The organism is Agrobacterium sp. GW821-FHT14E08 (assembly GCF_058803865.1).
Genome location: NZ_JBXAPJ010000003.1, coordinates 293,470 through 309,076 on the forward strand (window position 1 = coordinate 293,470; position 15,607 = coordinate 309,076).

17 protein-coding genes and 1 pseudogene are annotated in these 15,607 nt (G+C 60.0%); 10 read left to right on the forward strand and 8 right to left on the reverse strand.

Translation table 11 applies throughout. From position 1 onward, the window contains the following. Positions 1–50: 50 nt before the first annotated feature. Positions 51–1,046 (reverse strand): site-specific tyrosine recombinase XerD, encoded by a 996-nt coding sequence (gene xerD / locus AC1ROR_RS14060; RefSeq protein ID WP_498589755.1) that lies wholly within the window; start codon positions 1,044–1,046, stop codon positions 51–53. Next, positions 1,043–1,216 carry a hypothetical protein gene (locus AC1ROR_RS14065; protein WP_035222550.1) on the reverse strand — a complete coding sequence of 58 codons (174 nt, stop codon included), beginning with the start codon at positions 1,214–1,216 and terminating at the stop codon, positions 1,043–1,045. Before AC1ROR_RS14065 ends, xerD begins: the two co-directional genes overlap by 4 nt. 189 nt (positions 1,217–1,405) lie before the next feature. On the opposite strand from AC1ROR_RS14065, the gene AC1ROR_RS14070 reads away from it, so the two are divergent. Further along, positions 1,406–1,987: a shikimate kinase gene (locus AC1ROR_RS14070; RefSeq protein WP_080838076.1), complete on the forward strand. Its 582-nt coding sequence runs from the start codon at positions 1,406–1,408 to the stop codon at positions 1,985–1,987. 5 nt (positions 1,988–1,992) lie between these two features. Continuing rightward, positions 1,993–3,126, forward strand: a complete 1,134-nt coding sequence (aroB, locus tag AC1ROR_RS14075; protein ID WP_035222554.1) for a 3-dehydroquinate synthase — start codon at positions 1,993–1,995, stop codon at positions 3,124–3,126. A gap of 226 nt (positions 3,127–3,352) precedes the next feature. Here the strand turns inward: aroB and AC1ROR_RS14080 are convergent, their stop codons facing one another. Next, entirely contained in the window at positions 3,353–3,634 is a 282-nt protein-coding gene (locus AC1ROR_RS14080; protein WP_035222555.1) for a BolA family protein, read from the reverse strand. Positions 3,635–3,748: 114 nt separating this feature from the next. On the opposite strand from AC1ROR_RS14080, the gene AC1ROR_RS14085 reads away from it, so the two are divergent. The 4 genes from AC1ROR_RS14085 (at position 3,749) to AC1ROR_RS14100 (ending at position 8,469) form a co-directional block, all read left to right on the forward strand. Further along, complete coding sequence (locus AC1ROR_RS14085; protein WP_035222802.1) at positions 3,749–4,384, forward strand: J domain-containing protein; 636 nt, start codon at positions 3,749–3,751, stop codon at positions 4,382–4,384. A gap of 68 nt (positions 4,385–4,452) precedes the next feature. Continuing rightward, on the forward strand, positions 4,453–5,442 hold the full coding sequence (cobS, locus tag AC1ROR_RS14090) for a cobaltochelatase subunit CobS (RefSeq protein WP_498589756.1): 990 nt from the start codon (positions 4,453–4,455) through the stop codon (positions 5,440–5,442). Between the two features lie 107 nt (positions 5,443–5,549). After that, a complete protein-coding gene (gene cobT / locus AC1ROR_RS14095) occupies positions 5,550–7,454 on the forward strand; it encodes a cobaltochelatase subunit CobT (RefSeq protein WP_035222557.1) in 1,905 nt (634 codons plus the stop codon). Next, positions 7,444–8,469, forward strand: a complete 1,026-nt coding sequence (locus tag AC1ROR_RS14100) for an esterase-like activity of phytase family protein (protein ID WP_498589757.1) — start codon at positions 7,444–7,446, stop codon at positions 8,467–8,469. The genes cobT and AC1ROR_RS14100 overlap by 11 nt, the downstream gene beginning before the upstream one ends. Positions 8,470–8,471: 2 nt before the next feature. On the opposite strand, the gene AC1ROR_RS14105 is transcribed toward AC1ROR_RS14100, so the two are convergent. The 3 genes from AC1ROR_RS14105 to rpmB all read right to left on the reverse strand — a co-directional run bounded on the left by AC1ROR_RS14105 (position 8,472) and on the right by rpmB (position 9,993). Continuing rightward, positions 8,472–8,810 carry a pentapeptide repeat-containing protein gene (locus AC1ROR_RS14105; RefSeq protein ID WP_003497474.1) on the reverse strand — a complete coding sequence of 113 codons (339 nt, stop codon included), beginning with the start codon at positions 8,808–8,810 and terminating at the stop codon, positions 8,472–8,474. A 90-nt stretch (positions 8,811–8,900) separates the two neighbouring features. Beyond that, a complete protein-coding gene (locus AC1ROR_RS14110) occupies positions 8,901–9,545 on the reverse strand; it encodes a queuosine precursor transporter (RefSeq protein ID WP_498589758.1) in 645 nt (214 codons plus the stop codon). Between the two features lie 157 nt (positions 9,546–9,702). Further along, positions 9,703–9,993, reverse strand: a complete 291-nt coding sequence (rpmB, locus tag AC1ROR_RS14115) for a 50S ribosomal protein L28 (protein ID WP_003509888.1) — start codon at positions 9,991–9,993, stop codon at positions 9,703–9,705. 252 nt (positions 9,994–10,245) lie between these two features. Between rpmB and AC1ROR_RS14120 the strand changes: the two genes are divergently transcribed. Next, positions 10,246–11,019 (forward strand): DUF3108 domain-containing protein, encoded by a 774-nt coding sequence (locus AC1ROR_RS14120; protein WP_498589759.1) that lies wholly within the window; start codon positions 10,246–10,248, stop codon positions 11,017–11,019. 208 nt (positions 11,020–11,227) lie between these two features. Here the strand turns inward: AC1ROR_RS14120 and AC1ROR_RS14125 are convergent, their stop codons facing one another. Beyond that, positions 11,228–11,668, reverse strand: coding sequence for a cupin domain-containing protein (locus tag AC1ROR_RS14125; protein ID WP_498589760.1), 441 nt, complete (start codon positions 11,666–11,668; stop codon positions 11,228–11,230). Beyond that, the gene (gloB, locus tag AC1ROR_RS14130; protein ID WP_035222564.1) at positions 11,668–12,438 is read right to left on the reverse strand and encodes a hydroxyacylglutathione hydrolase; all 771 of its coding nucleotides are present in this window, start codon (positions 12,436–12,438) and stop codon (positions 11,668–11,670) included. The genes AC1ROR_RS14125 and gloB overlap by 1 nt, the downstream gene beginning before the upstream one ends. Before the next feature lie 106 nt (positions 12,439–12,544). Here gloB and AC1ROR_RS14135 point away from each other — a divergent pair, with 106 nt between their 5' ends. From AC1ROR_RS14135 to AC1ROR_RS14145, 3 genes and pseudogenes are all read left to right on the forward strand, one after another. Beyond that, positions 12,545–13,306 carry a class I SAM-dependent methyltransferase gene (locus AC1ROR_RS14135; RefSeq protein ID WP_035222565.1) on the forward strand — a complete coding sequence of 254 codons (762 nt, stop codon included), beginning with the start codon at positions 12,545–12,547 and terminating at the stop codon, positions 13,304–13,306. A gap of 84 nt (positions 13,307–13,390) precedes the next feature. Next, complete coding sequence (gene hisC, locus AC1ROR_RS14140) at positions 13,391–14,497, forward strand: histidinol-phosphate transaminase (protein WP_080838062.1); 1,107 nt, start codon at positions 13,391–13,393, stop codon at positions 14,495–14,497. Then, positions 14,476–15,426, forward strand: a pseudogene (locus AC1ROR_RS14145) (prephenate/arogenate dehydrogenase family protein); the annotation flags it as partial. The gene hisC and the pseudogene AC1ROR_RS14145, both read left to right, overlap by 22 nt. Positions 15,427–15,607: the final 181 nt, after the last annotated feature.

The window sequence follows — 15,607 nt, forward strand, 5'->3', positions numbered from 1 at the left end:
CGATCGTTTTGCGCAAGGTTTGACCGGATTATCCGGCGGTTCCGGTCGCTCTAATCAAGGTTTTTGCCCTGTTTGGCAAGGGGGTGATGTGTTTGTACCAGCTCTTGCAGGCGTTCTTCCAGCACATGTGTATAGATTTGTGTCGTGGAAATGTCGGAATGGCCCAGCAGTTCCTGCACGGCGCGCAAGTCAGCGCCGTTCTGCAAAAGGTGGCTGGCAAAGGCATGACGCAGGACATGCGGTGATACCGCGGATGGGGTCAGACCCGCACGAATGGCAATATCCTTGAGGTCGCGGGCAAAGACCTGGCGGGGCAGGTGACCTTCCTTGCTGTTCGAAGGAAACAGCCATGGGCTCTCTTGTGCCTCAGGTTTTTTCTGCGAAGCGGCCGCCCTGCTTTTCTCCGGCGCGAGCGCCTTTCTGGCAGCCTCGTATTTTTCCATCGCCTCGATGGCGGCGCGGGAAAGAAGAACCATGCGGTCCTTGTTGCCCTTGCCGCGGATCATCAGGAAGCGGCCTTCCTGACGCAGCACCTTAACCGGCAGGGAGACAAGTTCGCTCACACGCATGCCGGTGGCATAAAGAAGCTCGAGCAGCAGATGCATGCGGATGCGGGCAAGCTGGCCGGGACCGGATGTGGCGGCTTCCTGCGCGGCAAGGGCAAGAAGCCTGTTCACATCGTCGACGCTCATTGTTTTCGGCAGGGTGAGGCCCTTTTTCGGGGCGTCGATGATGCCGGTCGGGTCGTCGCTGCGCAGTCCTTCCGAATAGAGGAAACGATAGAATTGCCGCATGGAAGACAGGCGTCTTGCCTGTGAAGTGGCGGCAAAGCCCTGAGCGGAAAGATGGGTCAGATAGGCGGAGAGGTCCGGGGTGCCTGCTTCCGTCAAAGACTGGCCGCGCTGGCCGAGAAATTCACGCAGATCGGAAAGATCGTGCTCATAGGAAGAGAGTGTGTTTGTGGCGGCGCCGCGCTCGGCGCTCATCATTTCCAGAAAGCTTTCCAGCCGCGCGCCATCGCGCCCTCCTGCCGCCTGACCGTTCATGGGGTGCGCCTGGCCGGCTCAGCCGCCGGCGGGTTCAGCCGCTCGGAAGGAATGCGCACGGTCACTTCGCGGTCGCGCGGCTGAACGAACATGACAAGCAGCACCATGCCGCCATAGACCAGCCCCGCAATGGTCGCCAGTATCATCGTGAAGCGGAAGAGGGTGGGCATGGCGGCTCCGTGCAGGTGGCGGTCGAAACTTATATGCGGTGCGGCGATAGCGGCAGCAAGATCAAAAAGCCGACGTCTACTCCGCGCCGCATGCGGCGTTGATTGTGATTCAACGCAATTCAGTCAGCAATTTGGCTTGACGCTTCGTAAACATTTGCAGATATCCATGCCAAACGGGCTTTCAAATTTATGAATGAAACGAATTTATCCGTCCCGGCCACACTCGGGGAACAAGCGCGGGCAAAGCTCGGACGGCGCAACATCGTCTTTGTCGGGCTGATGGGGGCTGGAAAATCCGCGATAGGCCGCATGGTCGCCCAGCAGCTCAAGGTCTCCTTCATCGATACGGATGTCGAAATCGAGCGGGTTTCGCGCATGACGATAGCCGAGCTTTTCGCCACCTATGGCGAGGAGGAATTCCGGGCGCTGGAAACACGGGTCATCAAGCGGCTGCTGCGCGGCGGCCCCAAGGTCATCTCCACCGGCGGCGGCGCCTTCATCAACGACAATACCCGCCGGCACATCACGCGCGGCGGTATTTCGCTGTGGCTGAAGGCCGATCTCGAGGTGCTCTGGGAAAGGGTCAACAAGCGTGACCACCGCCCGCTTCTCAAGACCGAAAACCCCAAGGCGACGCTCGCGGCCCTGATGGAAAAACGTTACCCGATCTATGCCGAAGCGGATCTGACCATCGAATCCCGCGATGTCCGCAAGGAAATCATCGTGACAGAAGTGCTGGCCGCCATAGCCGGCATCGAACAGAAAGACTGATTCCCATGACGCCTTCCGAAATCCACGCCGATGAACGTCTCGTCCATGTGCCGCTCGGCGAGCGCGCCTATGACATTCTGATCGGGCCGGGCCTGATCGGCCGGGCGGGCGGCGAGATTTCGGCGCGGCTGAAGGGCCGGCGCGCGGCCATCATCACCGATGAACATGTCGCGCCGCTTTACCTCGAAGGCCTGATGGACGGGCTGCAGACGGATGGCATCGAGGCCGTCTCGCTGACGCTGCCGGCCGGCGAGAAGACCAAGAGCTTCGAACATCTGGTCACCGTCTGCGATGCGGTTCTGGCAGCAAGGGTGGAGCGTAACGATGCGGTGATCGCGCTCGGCGGCGGCGTGATCGGCGATCTCGCCGGTTTTGCGGCCGGTATTGTGCGCCGGGGCGTGCGCTTCGTGCAGATACCGACTTCGCTTCTGGCGCAGGTCGACTCATCGGTCGGTGGCAAGACCGGCATCAACAGCCGCCATGGCAAGAACCTCATCGGCGTATTCCACCAGCCCGATCTGGTGCTGGCGGATACGGCGGTGCTCGATACGCTGAGCCCGCGTGAATTCCGCGCCGGTTATGCCGAAGTGGTCAAATACGGATTGATCGACAAGCCGGACTTCTTCTTCTGGCTGGAAAAGAACTGGGATGACATCCGCACCGGCGGCCCCGCCCGCATTCAGGCGATTGCAACGAGCTGCCAGGCGAAAGCCGATGTGGTGGTGGCGGATGAGAAGGAAAACGGCGTGCGTGCCCTCCTCAATCTCGGCCATACATTCGGCCATGCGCTGGAGGCGGCGACCAATTACGATAGCAAGCGGCTGGTGCATGGCGAAGGCGTCGCCATCGGCATGGTGCTGGCGCACCAGTTCTCCGCCCGCCTCAACCTTGCAAGCCCTGATGATGCCGCGCGCGTCGAGGCACATCTTAAGGCGGTTGGCCTGCCGACGACGATGAAGGATATTCCCGGCGAGTTGCCGCCGGTCGAAACGCTGATGACGGCAATCGCGCAGGACAAGAAGGTCAAGGGCGGCAAGCTCACCTTCATCCTCACCCACGGTATCGGCCAGTCTTTTGTGGCTGATGATGTGGCGTCGTCGGAGGTGCAATCGTTCCTGTCGGAGAAGCATCCGGGGTGAAATGTTGAGCGATACGGTGAGGGTGGCCCCATCATCGCCTCGCTTCGCTCCGGCACTTCTTCCCGACCGGGGAGAAGAACAAGCCGCTTTGGCAATGCCATACGAAACAGCATTGCTGCAGCTGCATTGATGTCTGAGCTTTGAGCACGGCGCTGCCGCAGATTTTTCTTCTCCCCGCCGGGGAGAAGGTGGCCCGTAGGGCCGGATGAGGGGGCTTGCTCGAGGTTTAAAACCGCACCGCTTCCCCCGGCGCCGCCGCCTCTATCGCCAGCGCATGCAGGCCGGCATCGAGTTCCGGCTTCAAAAGCGCGTTGATCGCCCGGTGGCGCTCGACGCGAGACTTGCCGGAAAAGCTTTCCGACACTATCTGAACACGCATATGCGTCTCGCCCGTGCCGGTTATGTCAGGCTGGTGGCCCGCATGCATCTGGCTTTCATCGACGACCCTCAGGCGCTCCGGTGAAAAGCTCTCCCGAAGCTTGGTTTCTATGCGTTCTCGCAGGGACATGCGACGGGCTCCATTCTCGTTGGCTGGTCTTGAAGGGGGCTACCTAAAAGCCTGTAACATTCCGTTTTGTCAATTCTTGTTGTGCGGCTTTTCGCACCCCATAATCAGGGCATCATGAAACTGGATTCGAAATATTTCGACCGCATCCGCACGCGCCGGAAAAGGGAGAGGGAACCTGAGGTTCAGGCCCCCACCTGCCAGTGGGACGGATGCGACAAACCGGGCGTTCACCGCGCACCCGTCGGCCGCAATGCCGAGGGGCAATTCTTCCTGTTCTGTTTTGAGCATGTGAAGGAATATAACAAGGGCTATAATTATTTCTCGGGCCTGTCCGACGGCGAGATCGCCCGTTACCAGAAGGAGGCGATCACCGGCCATCGCCCCACCTGGACGGTGGGCGTCAACAAGACGGCGCGCGACAGCCCTTTGCACTCCACACTTCGATCCGGCACTGCGAGCGGCAATGCCCGCATTCGCGATCCCTTCGGCTTCGCCGGCGGCTTTGCGGGTGGCGCAAGGGCAGGCGGACAGCGCATGCAGCAGGACCGAAAATTGAAGACGCTGGAGGCGAAAGCCTTCGATACGCTCGGTCTTGCCGCCAGTGCGAAGCAGGAAGAGATAAAAAGGCGCTATAAGGAGCTTGTCAAAAAGCACCATCCTGATGCTAATGGTGGCGATCGTGGTTCGGAAGAACGTTTTCGGGCTGTTGTTCAAGCATATCAATTGTTAAAGCAGTCAGGTTTCTGCTAAGCCAACTTACGTGTTTACCGCCTGATTGATGATGTGGCCGGGTGGCTGCCGCCCGCCTTGGAGACGTGATGAGCAAAATCGACCTTGATATTTCCAACCTGCCCGACACAACGGTGTCCGTACGGGAGGTTTTCGGCATTGATACGGATCTGCGGGTTCCCGCCTATTCCCAGGGCGACGCCTATGTGCCTGACCTTGATCCCGACTATCTTTTTGATCGCGACACGACGCTTGCGATCCTTGCCGGTTTTGCTCACAACCGACGTGTCATGGTCTCCGGTTTCCACGGCACGGGTAAATCCACCCATATCGAGCAGGTGGCTGCCCGCCTCAACTGGCCCTGCGTGCGCGTCAACCTCGACAGCCATGTCAGCCGTATTGACCTCGTCGGCAAGGACGCCATCGTTCTGAAGGACGGCAAGCAGGTTACCGAATTCAAGGACGGCATTCTGCCCTGGGCCTACCAGCACAATGTCGCACTGGTCTTCGATGAATATGATGCCGGCCGCCCGGACGTGATGTTCGTTATCCAGCGCGTGCTGGAATCGTCCGGTCGCCTGACGCTGCTCGACCAGAGCCGCGTCATTCGTCCTCACCCGGCCTTCCGCATTTTTGCGACCGCCAACACGGTCGGCCTCGGTGATACGACCGGCCTTTACCACGGCACGCAGCAGATCAACCAGGCGCAGATGGACCGCTGGTCCATTGTCACCACGCTGAACTACCTGCCGCATGAGCAGGAAGTGGACATCATTGCCGCCAAGGTGAAGAGCCTCGATAATCCGAAGGGCCGCGAAACCGTCTCCAAGATGGTGCGTGTTGCCGATCTGACCCGTTCGGCCTTCGTCAACGGCGACCTTTCCACGGTCATGAGCCCGCGTACCGTCATCACCTGGGCGGAAAATGCGGAAATCTTCGGCGATCTCGCCTTTGCCTTCCGCGTGACCTTCCTCAACAAGTGCGACGAACTGGAGCGCACGCTGGTGGCCGAGCAATATCAGCGGGCTTTCGGCGTCGAGCTGAAGGAAAGCGCTGCGAACATCGTTCTCAGCGCCTGATAGTCCCCGGCTCGTCCGGGGAAGATCACCCATGACTTGAAGACGCCGGTGGGGGGCGCGATCTTCTGATCGCGTGCCGCAGGCGCCGACAAATGACAGGAAAGACAATGGCAGCGCGCGGCGACAATTCCAGAGCGAAACCGGGTACGGCGGTCGATACGGAACCGTTGCGTCAGGCGATTGCCGGATGCGTGCGATCCGTTGCCGGTGATGCCGAAGTCGAGGTCGTCTTCGCCAATGAGCGGCCGGGTCTTGCCGGCGAGCGCATGCGGCTGCCGGAAATTTCCAAGAAGCCCACTCAACAGGAAATCGCCATCACGCGTGGCCTCGGCGATTCCATGGCGCTGCGCCTTGCCTGTCATGATGCCGACACCCATGCGGTAATGTCGCCGCAGGGCGCCGAAGCGCGGCTGATCTTCGATGCGGTGGAACAGGCTCGCGTGGAATCCATCGGCGCACTGCGCATGCCGGGCATGGCCTCCAATATCCAGGCCATGAACACGGAAAAATACGCCAAGGCCAATTTCGCCGGTATCAACAACAAGGATGATGCGCCGCTTGCAGAGGCCGTTGCGCTTTTGGTGCGCGAGAAGCTGACAGGTGAGAAGCCGCCGGAAAGCGCCGGCAAGGTTGTTGATCTGTGGCGCGATTTCATCGAGGACAAGGCGGCTGGCGACCTCAAGGATCTCTCCAGCGTCATCACCGACCAGAAGGCGTTTTCGCGGCTGGTGCGCAAGATGCTGACCTCCATGCAGATGGCGGAAGATTTCGGCGACGAGGATAACGAGCCTGACAGCCAGGAAGCGGAATCCAACGAGGACCAGCCGCGCACCAACGAGACCGAAGAAGAACAGGTCGAGGAAGAGGCTGGCTCCGACGCGACCCCCGCCGATGAAAACGAGGCCTCGCAGGAGGAAATGGAAGAAGGCGAGATGGACGGCGCCGAGATGTCGGACGAGGAAATGTCCGACGATCTCGACGAGGATTCCGAAACGCCCGGTGAAACCCGCCGTCCCAACAGCCCCTTCGACGATTTCAACGAGAAGGTCGATTACCGCATCTTCACCCAGGAATTCGACGAGGAAATCCACGCCGAGGAACTGTGCGACGAAGCCGAGCTGGACCGTCTGCGCGCTTTCCTCGACAAGCAGCTCGCTCACCTTCAGGGCGCCGTCGGGCGTCTGGCGAACCGGTTGCAGCGCCGCTTGATGGCGCAGCAGAACCGTTCCTGGGACTTCGATCTGGAAGAGGGATATCTCGATCCGGCCCGTCTCGTCAGGCTCATTATCGACCCGATGCAGCCGCTTTCCTTCAAGAAGGAACGCGACACCAAGTTCCGCGATACGGTGGTTTCGCTGGTCATCGACAATTCCGGTTCGATGCGCGGCCGTCCGATTACCGTGGCTGCCACCTGCGCCGATATTCTGGCGCGCACGCTGGAGCGCTCGGGCGTGAAGGTCGAAATTCTGGGCTTCACCACCAAGGCCTGGAAGGGTGGACAGTCGCGCGAACAGTGGCTCGCCAATGGCAAGCCCGCTTCGCCCGGCCGTCTCAATGATCTGCGCCATATCATCTACAAGTCTGCGGACGCTCCGTGGCGGCGTTCGCGGCGCAATCTCGGCCTGATGATGCGCGAAGGCCTGCTGAAGGAAAATATCGACGGCGAGGCGCTGATGTGGGCGCATAACCGCCTGATCGGCCGCCCCGAGCAGCGCAAGATCATGATGATGATCTCCGACGGTGCGCCGGTGGACGATTCGACCCTGTCTGTTAATCCGGGTAACTATCTGGAACGGCACCTGCGCGCCGTCATCGAGCAGATCGAGACACGGTCGCCGGTGGAATTGCTGGCAATCGGTATCGGCCACGACGTGACGCGTTATTATCGTCGTGCCGTAACCATCGTGGATGCGGACGAGCTGGCTGGCGCAATGACCGAGCAGCTCGCGGCGCTCTTCGAGGATACGAGCAGTGCTTCCGGTTCGTCCCGCAGGGTTCGCCGTGCGGGATAAGCGGAGCCGGGCTTCCTTCTCCTGCAAGTCTCTGGTCGTTGCTGCAGCTCTGGCGGTTGGGTCGCTTGTTCCGGTTCCGATTGGTGCCTCCACCATCGATGTACCGGTGACCGTTCGCCAGCTGTCCGGCTTCGAGGTCGGCACCAGCGCAAAACGTTTCGGCAAGCTGGAATTCATTGGCGGCATGGTGATGAGCGCGCCGGAAAAGCTGTTCGGCGCTATGTCCTCCATCCGCTTCCGCCCTGACGGGGAGGAATTCTTTTCCGTGCTGGATACCGGCCACTGGCTGACGGGCAGGGTCACGCGCGATGCGACCGGTGCTTTGTCCGGGCTGGAGGACGTCCGCATTACGGCCATGCTGGATGCTGGCGGCCGCGAACCGACCCGCAAGATGGAGGTGGATGCCGAAGGGCTGGCGCTGCGTGACGGCAAGGTGTTTGTCAGCTATGAGCAGCGGCACAGGATCGACATCTATCCCGATCCGGGCTTCGAAACAGCAAAGCCGCTTGGTCGCCTGCCGCATCTCATTCCCAATAACGAGTTGCGCCATAATGGCGGCATGGAGGCTTTGGCGGTTTCGCCGGCCGATTCGCCACTTGCCGGGGCTCTTGTGGTGGTGGCTGAAAAAAGCATCGATACGGATGGCAATCTTCTCGCCGCCATATTGGAGGGCCCTTTGAAGGGCACTTTCGCCGTTACCCATCACCCCTCATTCGATGTGACCGATGGCGCTTTCCTGCCCAATGGCGATCTGCTGCTGCTGGAGCGGCGCTTCAACTTCGCCGAAGGTGTGGGCATGCGCATCCGCCGCATCCGTGGTGCCGATATCAGGCCGGGCGCGGTGGTGGATGGCGAAATCCTCATGGAAGCGGGCATGGCCTACCAGATCGACAATATGGAAGGCATGGATGTGGTGAAGGGGCCGGACGGTTCCACGCGCCTCATCATCGTCTCCGATGACAATCACTCGTTCCTCCAGCGCAACCTTATGCTGGAATTCAAGCTGGTGGAGTAAAATCAGGCCTGCTGCTGCTGTGCCGCCTTGTAGGCAGCCATTAGGTCCTCGACGGCAATGCCGTCGATCTTCATACCGGTCATTCGGCATGACGTTATCTGCGCACCGGACAGGTTTGAGTTGCTCAGTTTCAGACCGGAAAAATTGACGTCATCGATCGACCAGCCGGACATGTTGTTATCCGTGAACGACGCACCTGATAAGTTGATATTATTGAAGCTCGCCCCGGAAAGATTGACATTGTCGAAGACCGTGCCGGAAAGATTGACGTCGTTGAAGGTTGAGCCTGAAAGCGTGGCGCTGGCAGCCTCCACGATGTCAATAACGTCCTTGATCTGCATGTCGACCCGCCTCCGCGCTGTGCCACGGACCGCAGACTGCAATGCTGACGGCTGGTTTGCAAGCGTGATTTGATCCACGCTTGCCCGGTCTCAAACGCGGCTCGATTTGACGGCGCCAGGCATCGGCTTCAGCGTGTTCATCAGCGCACCGTAAGGCAGGAGCATGACAAGGCCGACGAGAACCTTCACCGACAGATCGCCAAGCGCCCAGGAAATCCAACGGGGCGCTTCCATGGTGAAGACGCCGAGGATGGGCGCGTTTTCGATGGCGAAGGCATCGTTGGGGCCGACAAAGGAGAAGCTTGCGGCAAAGGCGATGGAGAAGAACAGGGCCGTATCCAGCACCGAACCCAGCATGGAGCCGGCAAGCGGCGCATGCCACCAGCGCTGGCGGCGCAGGCGGTTGAAAACGGAAATATCCAGCAGCTGGCCGATCAGATAGGCGGTGCCGGAGGCGACCGCGATGCGCGGGATCGATGTCCAGAAGGACAGCGTGACACCGACGACGAAGCCGGCAAGCACGACACGGCGCGCGATGGACGGGCCGAACTGGCGATTGGTCAGGTCCGTGACGAGGAAGGCGATCGGATAGGTGAAAGCGCCCCAGGTCAGAAGGTCGCCGAGATTGATGCCCAGCAGCGAGCCTGAAAGCGGATATTGCACCAGAATATTGGACGCGACGACCACCAGTGTCATCAGCAGCACATAGATAAGCGTAAAGCGCAGATAGGGCATTTTTTTATCCTGGGTGATGCCACCAGTTAGAGCCAAACATCGGGCCGAAAAGCCTCAAACGGTTTTCGGAAAATCCAATGCAACTGAGAACAAACAAAAGGCTTGAGCGGCAAAAGCCATTCAAGCCCTCTGAATATCGATGATGTCGAAACCGCTATTAAGCAGCTTCGGCCGTCTTCTTGGCGATCTGGCGGCGCAGGAGACGAGCGCGCATGCTCAGTTCGTTTTCGCCGGACTTCAGAAGGAAAGCATCGAGGCCGCCACGGTGTTCAACGGAGCGCAGAGCTGCTGCGGAAACACGCAGGCGGAAGCGCTGGCCGAGAGCATCGGAGATCAACGTGACCTGGCAGAGGTTCGGCAGGAACCGGCGCTTGGTCTTGTTGTTGGCGTGGCTGACGTTGTTGCCCGTCTGGACGCCCTTGCCGGTCAATTCGCATACACGGGACATGGGTACACCTATTTCGTTTCGTCTGTTTCACCACTGGCTCGCCACCGGCAAAACCGGGGTGGCAATCCAACTGGCCATGATTGGAAAGTTGCGGTTCTATAGTCAGACGAGACTTAACAGTCAAGCCGCTCGCGAGCAAATGAAAGGAAATTCCGGCGTTTTCAACCGTCGTCCGCTTTTTTATTGCCACAAGTCGGCGTATATCATCGCCAGATAAGGCCGCTTCCGCGCCTCTTTTAAGGTGATATCAGAATGATTGCCAGAGGAAAAAGCATTTTCGTGGCCGCGACAATGGCGTTAACGGGCGTTTCCCCCTCGCTCGCCGCCGAAGCGCGCCACACAAGCGAATACAGCATCAATCTCGGTATTCTGCCGATTGCCCGGGCGAGTTTTTCGACTCGCATGGATGGACCGAATTATTCGATCTCCGGTTCCTTCAGCGCCGCCGGCCTTGCCAGCATCTTCAAGGATATTTCCGGCAAGACGACCGTTTCCGGCGCCAAGCGCGGCCACCGGCTGCAGGCCAACGAATATTCGCTGGTCTACAAGGACGGCAAGCGGGTACGGACCTATGACGTTGTCTATCGCAACGGCAATGTCACATCGACAACGGTAAAACCTGAGCCGAAGGCCCGGCCGGACAATTGGGTTGACGTAAAGGACCGCGATCTGCGCTCGGTTCTCGACCCTATTTCCGGTTTGATCATTCCCTCCGGCGGCCGTATCTGCCCGACCCGCCTGCCAATCTATGACGGCGAATCGCGGCTGGATCTGGTTTTGAGTTCCAGTGGTACCAAGCCCTTCAAGACCAACGGTTTTAGTGGTGATGCGATCGTCTGCAAGGCGCGTTACGTGCCAAAGTCGGGTTACCGGCAGGGGCGCAAGGATATCGAATATCTGAAATCCATCTCGATGGAAATCTGGTTCGCCAAGTCGAACAATATGGATGTTTATGCGCCGGTCTACGCCATCATTCCGACGCGGGTAGGCCAAGTCTACATCACCGCGACGAAATACGGCGGCTGACCAAGATTGATGACAGGGCAATTGAAAGCAGACGTTGCCGCGCATTTCTTCTCCCCGCCGGGGAGAAGGTGGCCCGAAGGGTCGGATGAGGGGGCGACGGTGCCGGATATCTCTATCCTTGTCCCCTCATCCCGCTGCCGCGGACTTCTCCCCCTCGGGGAGAAGAAACAAGGGGCACTCACTCACTCCGCAGGCGACTGCTCTAGGTTCAGAGCGCATCCCCCGGCGACCAGCCGGGTTCGGCCATGACGAAGCTTGAAAAGGCAAATCCCGGCGAGACGGTGCAGCCGACGAGGGTGAAATCGCCGAGGCTTTCCGCCGATTGCCAGCAATTGGCCGGCACGATCACCTGCGGGCGTTCGCCGTCGAGAATGGCGGGACCGAGCGTGAAGGTCTGCACCTCCCGGCCGTCGTCCGAAAGATGCAGCGCGATGGGTGCGCCGGCATAATAGTGCCAGACCTCAACGGCATCGGTGACCCGATGCCAGTGCGAGCGAACGCCTTTTTCGAGAAGATAATAGATCGCCGTCGAATGGCCGCGTTCGCCGCCCGCCTTGTCGCGAAAAGTCTGGTGATAAAAACCGCCCTCGGGATGCGGCTCGAGACCCAGTTCGCGAATGATCGCTTCCGCAGACAGATCGGCGCCCATCAGAAATTGTCCTTGCGCGTGCGGATTTCGGCAAAAACGTCCGCGTCCGCGGCGGTCTCCAGGCCAAGATGCCTGCGGATACCGGCATCGGCGACCCGCATATAGGGATTGGTCTGCTTTTCGAGCCCGATGGTGGTGGGAATGGTGAATTCATTCGCCTGCCGCGCCTTTTCAACACGTGCCGCACGCTCGCTCAGAACCGCATTGTCGGGATCGACGGTGACCGCAAAGCGGGCATTCGCGAGTGTATATTCGTGGCCGAAATAGACTTTTGTGTCGTCGGGCAGCGCCATCAATTTCTGGAAGGAATGCCACATATCCGCCGCCGGGCGTTCGAACAGCCGGCCGCAGCCCATGGCAAACAGCGTATCGGCGGCAAACAGCAACCCGTCATCGGGAAGATAATAACAGATGTGTCCCGCCGTGTGGCCGGGCGTGGAAATGACCTGAACGCGGCGTCCGGCAAATTCGAACTCGTCGCCATCGGCCTGCGAGCGGTCGAGACCGGGGATCGCGATAGCCTCGTCGTAAGGCCCGTGGACTTCGCAGCCGAATTTGTCCTTCAGCGCCAGATTGGCCTCTACATGGTCCTGATGGTGGTGGGTGGTAAAGATATGGGTGAGTTTCCAGCCATGGCCATCGAGAGCCTGCAGGATCGGGCCTTCCTCGGGTGCGTCGATGGCGGCGGTCGCCCCGCTTTCGGGATCGTGCAGCAGAACCCCGAAATTGTCGCTGCGGCAAAGAAAGACGTCTATTTCCAAAGGTTTCATCTGATCCTCTCCATTTGCCGGCCGGAGCCGACGCATTTATCCGCCTGGGTTTCAATGTAGGGGCAGACGCCTTGAAGTCCAACCGCCTGATGCTACATTCTCGCCCATGAACACTGATATCGTCGATCTGCGCGAATTCTATCATTCCCCGCTTGGCCGCTCGGCCGAGCAGGCGATCACCATGGCGCTTTCGACGCTCTGGCCGCCTTTGCCGGAAGAGCGACTGGTCGGCCTCGGTTATGCGGTGCCGTTTCTGGACCGGTTCCGCCACGATACCGAACGCACCTTCGCCTTCATGCCGGCGGGGCAGGGCGCGGTGAACTGGCCGGCTGGCGAGCTGTCTTCCACGGCGCTGGTGTTTGACGAGGAACTGCCGCTTCCCGATTCGTCCATAGACCGGGTGCTGATGGTGCATGCGCTGGAATTTGCCGAAAATCCGCGCGAGAGCCTGAAGGAACTGTGGCGGGTACTGGCGCCCGGCGGCCGTCTGGTGATCGTGGTGCCGAACCGGCGCGGTGTCTGGGCGCGCATGGAACATACGCCCTTCGGCTCGGGGCGGCCCTATTCGCGCGGCCAGCTGACAGCGCTGCTGCGTGAAACCAACTTCACGCCGGGGGCTTCCGCCGAGGCGCTGTTCTTTCCGCCGACCACCAGCCGCCCGGTGCTGAAATTCCGCCGTTACCTCGAACTCACCGGCCGCAGGCTATGGCCCCTGTTCTCTGGCGTCATCGTGGTGGAGGCGCAAAAACGTCTCTATCAGGGATTGCCCGTCACCCAGCGCGCCTCGCGCCGGGTTTTTGTACCCGTGCTCGCGCCGCAAGGTGTTCCCACCACCCGCACAGCCGCAAAGCACGGAAAGCCGCGCTGACCCTCGACAAAACGCCCATTCCGGTCTAATGCCTCCGGCATTGCTGTTGCCGGGTTCTCCGGCGTTTTTCCAAAGGTCGATCAAATGAGTGCAGAGCTTAGCCAACCTGTTCCGCGTCCGGGTATTCTGGATATCGCCGCTTATGTTCCGGGCAAGGAACATGTGGACGGCGTTGCGAAGGTCTATAAGCTCTCCTCCAACGAAACACCGCTCGGCCCGAGCCCGAAGGCGATTGAAGCCTTCGGCACGGCTGCCAGCCATCTGGAAATCTATCCGGACGGTCAGGCCATCGCGCTGCGTCAGGCGATTGCCGATGTGCATGGTCTCAACATCGCAAACATCATGTGCGGCAACGGTTCGGATGAGCTTCTGGGCCTGCTTTGCCATGTCTATCTCGGTGCAGGCGATGAGGCGATCATCACCGAACACGGTTTCCTCGTCTACAAGATCCAGATCATGGGCGCAGGCGCAACCCCGGTGACGGTGAAGGAAAAGGACTGCGCGGTCGATGTGGATGCGATCCTCGCCGCCGTCACGCCGAAGACGAAGATGGTTTTTGTTGCCAATCCCGGCAACCCCACCGGCACCTATGTTCCTGTTGCGGAAATCCGTCGCCTTCAAGCCGGTCTGCCGAAACATGTCGTGCTGGTGCTGGATGCGGCCTATGCCGAATATGTGCGCAAGAACGATTACGAGGCTGGTCTCGAACTGGTTTCCGGTAACCGCAACGTGGTGATGACCCGCACCTTCTCGAAGGTCTATGGTCTTGCGGCGCTGCGCGTCGGCTGGATGTATGCTCCGGCCGCCATCATCGATGCGCTGAACCGTGTTCGCGGACCGTTCAACATGAGTGCGCCGGCAATAGCGGCGGGCACCGCTGCCATTCGTGATCAGGCATTCGTGGAAAAGGCCGTGGCACATAATGCCCTGTGGATGGAAAAGCTGGTGACCGCCTTCACCGGTCTCGGCCTTAGCGTCACACCCTCTGTCACCAATTTCATCCTCATCCATTTTCCGGATCAGGACGGCAGGCGTGCGGCGGATGCGGATGAGTTCCTGAGCCGCCGCGGTTACATTCTGCGCGCGGTACGCGGTTACGGGTTCCCCAATGCCTTGCGTATGACCGTCGGGTCGGAAGAAGCCAATCTCGGCGTCATCGCGGCGCTTGGCGAGTTTATGGGGCAGGCGTGATGGGTGAAATCATGTTCGACCGCATCGCGCTGATCGGCATCGGCCTGATCGGCTCGTCGATTGCTCGCGATATCAGGGAACTGGGACTTGCCCGGCATGTGACGATTTCCACCCGCAGCGAAGACACGCTGAAACGGGCGGAGGAACTGGCGCTCGGCACGGATTACACGGTCTCGGCGGCGGAGGCAGCGAAGGATGCCGATCTCGTCATCGTCTCGGTGCCGGTCGGGGCTTCGGAAAGCGTCGCGCAGCAGATCGCGCCGCATCTGAAGCCCGGCGCCATCGTTACCGATGTAGGCTCCACCAAGGCCTCCGTCATCGCGCAGATGGCGCCGCATATGCCTGACAATGTGCATTTCATTCCCGGCCACCCGCTGGCGGGTACGGAAAAATCCGGCCCGGATGCCGGTTTTGCCGGCCTCTTCCGCGAGCGCTGGTGCATCTTCACGCCGCTGCCCGGCACGGACGCCGAGGCGCTGGAGAAGCTGAAGGATTTCTGGCGGGCGCTTGGTTCGCGCGTGGATGAAATGGATGCCGAACATCACGACAAGGTTCTGGCGATCGTCTCGCATCTGCCGCATATCATCGCCTACAACATCGTCGGCACGGCGGATGATCTGGAGACGGTGACCGAATCGGAAGTCATCAAATATTCGGCCTCCGGTTTTCGCGATTTCACCCGTCTGGCGGCCTCCGATCCGACTATGTGGCGGGATGTCTGCCTGCATAACAAGGATGCCATCCTGGAAATGCTGGCGCGCTTTTCCGAGGACCTCGCCTCCCTGCAAAGGGCAATCCGCTGGGGCGAAGGCGACAAGCTGTTCGAGCTGTTTTCCCGCACCCGCGCCATCCGCCGCTCCATCGTCCAGGCCGGTCAGGACGTCGACGCGCCGGACTTTGGACGGCATGCTCTGGATCAGAAGAAGTAAGTCGCTTCTGACGTACCGTCATGGCCGGATTTGATCCGGCCATCGGACTCGCTGGCAAATTACCAACTCTTTCCTTCGTCATCCTTGGGCTTGTCCCAAGGATCTAAACACGTCGATACAATCAATCGGTTGCAGATCCTCGGGACAAACCCGAGGATGACGTTGAATATGGGGCACCCGC

Excerpts from the sequence above, each read along its gene's own strand:
- xerD (WP_498589755.1), bottom strand. The coding sequence starts at position 1,046 with ATGAACGGTCAGGCGGCAGGAGGGCGCGATGGCGCGCGGCTGGAAAGC.
- AC1ROR_RS14065 (WP_035222550.1), bottom strand. The coding sequence starts at position 1,216 with ATGCCCACCCTCTTCCGCTTCACGATGATACTGGCGACCATTGCGGGG.
- AC1ROR_RS14070 (WP_080838076.1), top strand. The coding sequence starts at position 1,406 with ATGAATGAAACGAATTTATCCGTCCCGGCCACACTCGGGGAACAAGCG.
- aroB (WP_035222554.1), top strand. The coding sequence starts at position 1,993 with ATGACGCCTTCCGAAATCCACGCCGATGAACGTCTCGTCCATGTGCCG.
- AC1ROR_RS14080 (WP_035222555.1), bottom strand. The coding sequence starts at position 3,634 with ATGTCCCTGCGAGAACGCATAGAAACCAAGCTTCGGGAGAGCTTTTCA.
- AC1ROR_RS14085 (WP_035222802.1), top strand. The coding sequence starts at position 3,749 with ATGAAACTGGATTCGAAATATTTCGACCGCATCCGCACGCGCCGGAAA.
- cobS (WP_498589756.1), top strand. The coding sequence starts at position 4,453 with ATGAGCAAAATCGACCTTGATATTTCCAACCTGCCCGACACAACGGTG.
- cobT (WP_035222557.1), top strand. The coding sequence starts at position 5,550 with ATGGCAGCGCGCGGCGACAATTCCAGAGCGAAACCGGGTACGGCGGTC.
- AC1ROR_RS14105 (WP_003497474.1), bottom strand. The coding sequence starts at position 8,810 with ATGCAGATCAAGGACGTTATTGACATCGTGGAGGCTGCCAGCGCCACG.
- AC1ROR_RS14110 (WP_498589758.1), bottom strand. The coding sequence starts at position 9,545 with ATGCCCTATCTGCGCTTTACGCTTATCTATGTGCTGCTGATGACACTG.
- rpmB (WP_003509888.1), bottom strand. The coding sequence starts at position 9,993 with ATGTCCCGTGTATGCGAATTGACCGGCAAGGGCGTCCAGACGGGCAAC.
- AC1ROR_RS14120 (WP_498589759.1), top strand. The coding sequence starts at position 10,246 with ATGATTGCCAGAGGAAAAAGCATTTTCGTGGCCGCGACAATGGCGTTA.
- AC1ROR_RS14125 (WP_498589760.1), bottom strand. The coding sequence starts at position 11,668 with ATGGGCGCCGATCTGTCTGCGGAAGCGATCATTCGCGAACTGGGTCTC.
- gloB (WP_035222564.1), bottom strand. The coding sequence starts at position 12,438 with ATGAAACCTTTGGAAATAGACGTCTTTCTTTGCCGCAGCGACAATTTC.
- AC1ROR_RS14135 (WP_035222565.1), top strand. The coding sequence starts at position 12,545 with ATGAACACTGATATCGTCGATCTGCGCGAATTCTATCATTCCCCGCTT.
- hisC (WP_080838062.1), top strand. The coding sequence starts at position 13,391 with ATGAGTGCAGAGCTTAGCCAACCTGTTCCGCGTCCGGGTATTCTGGAT.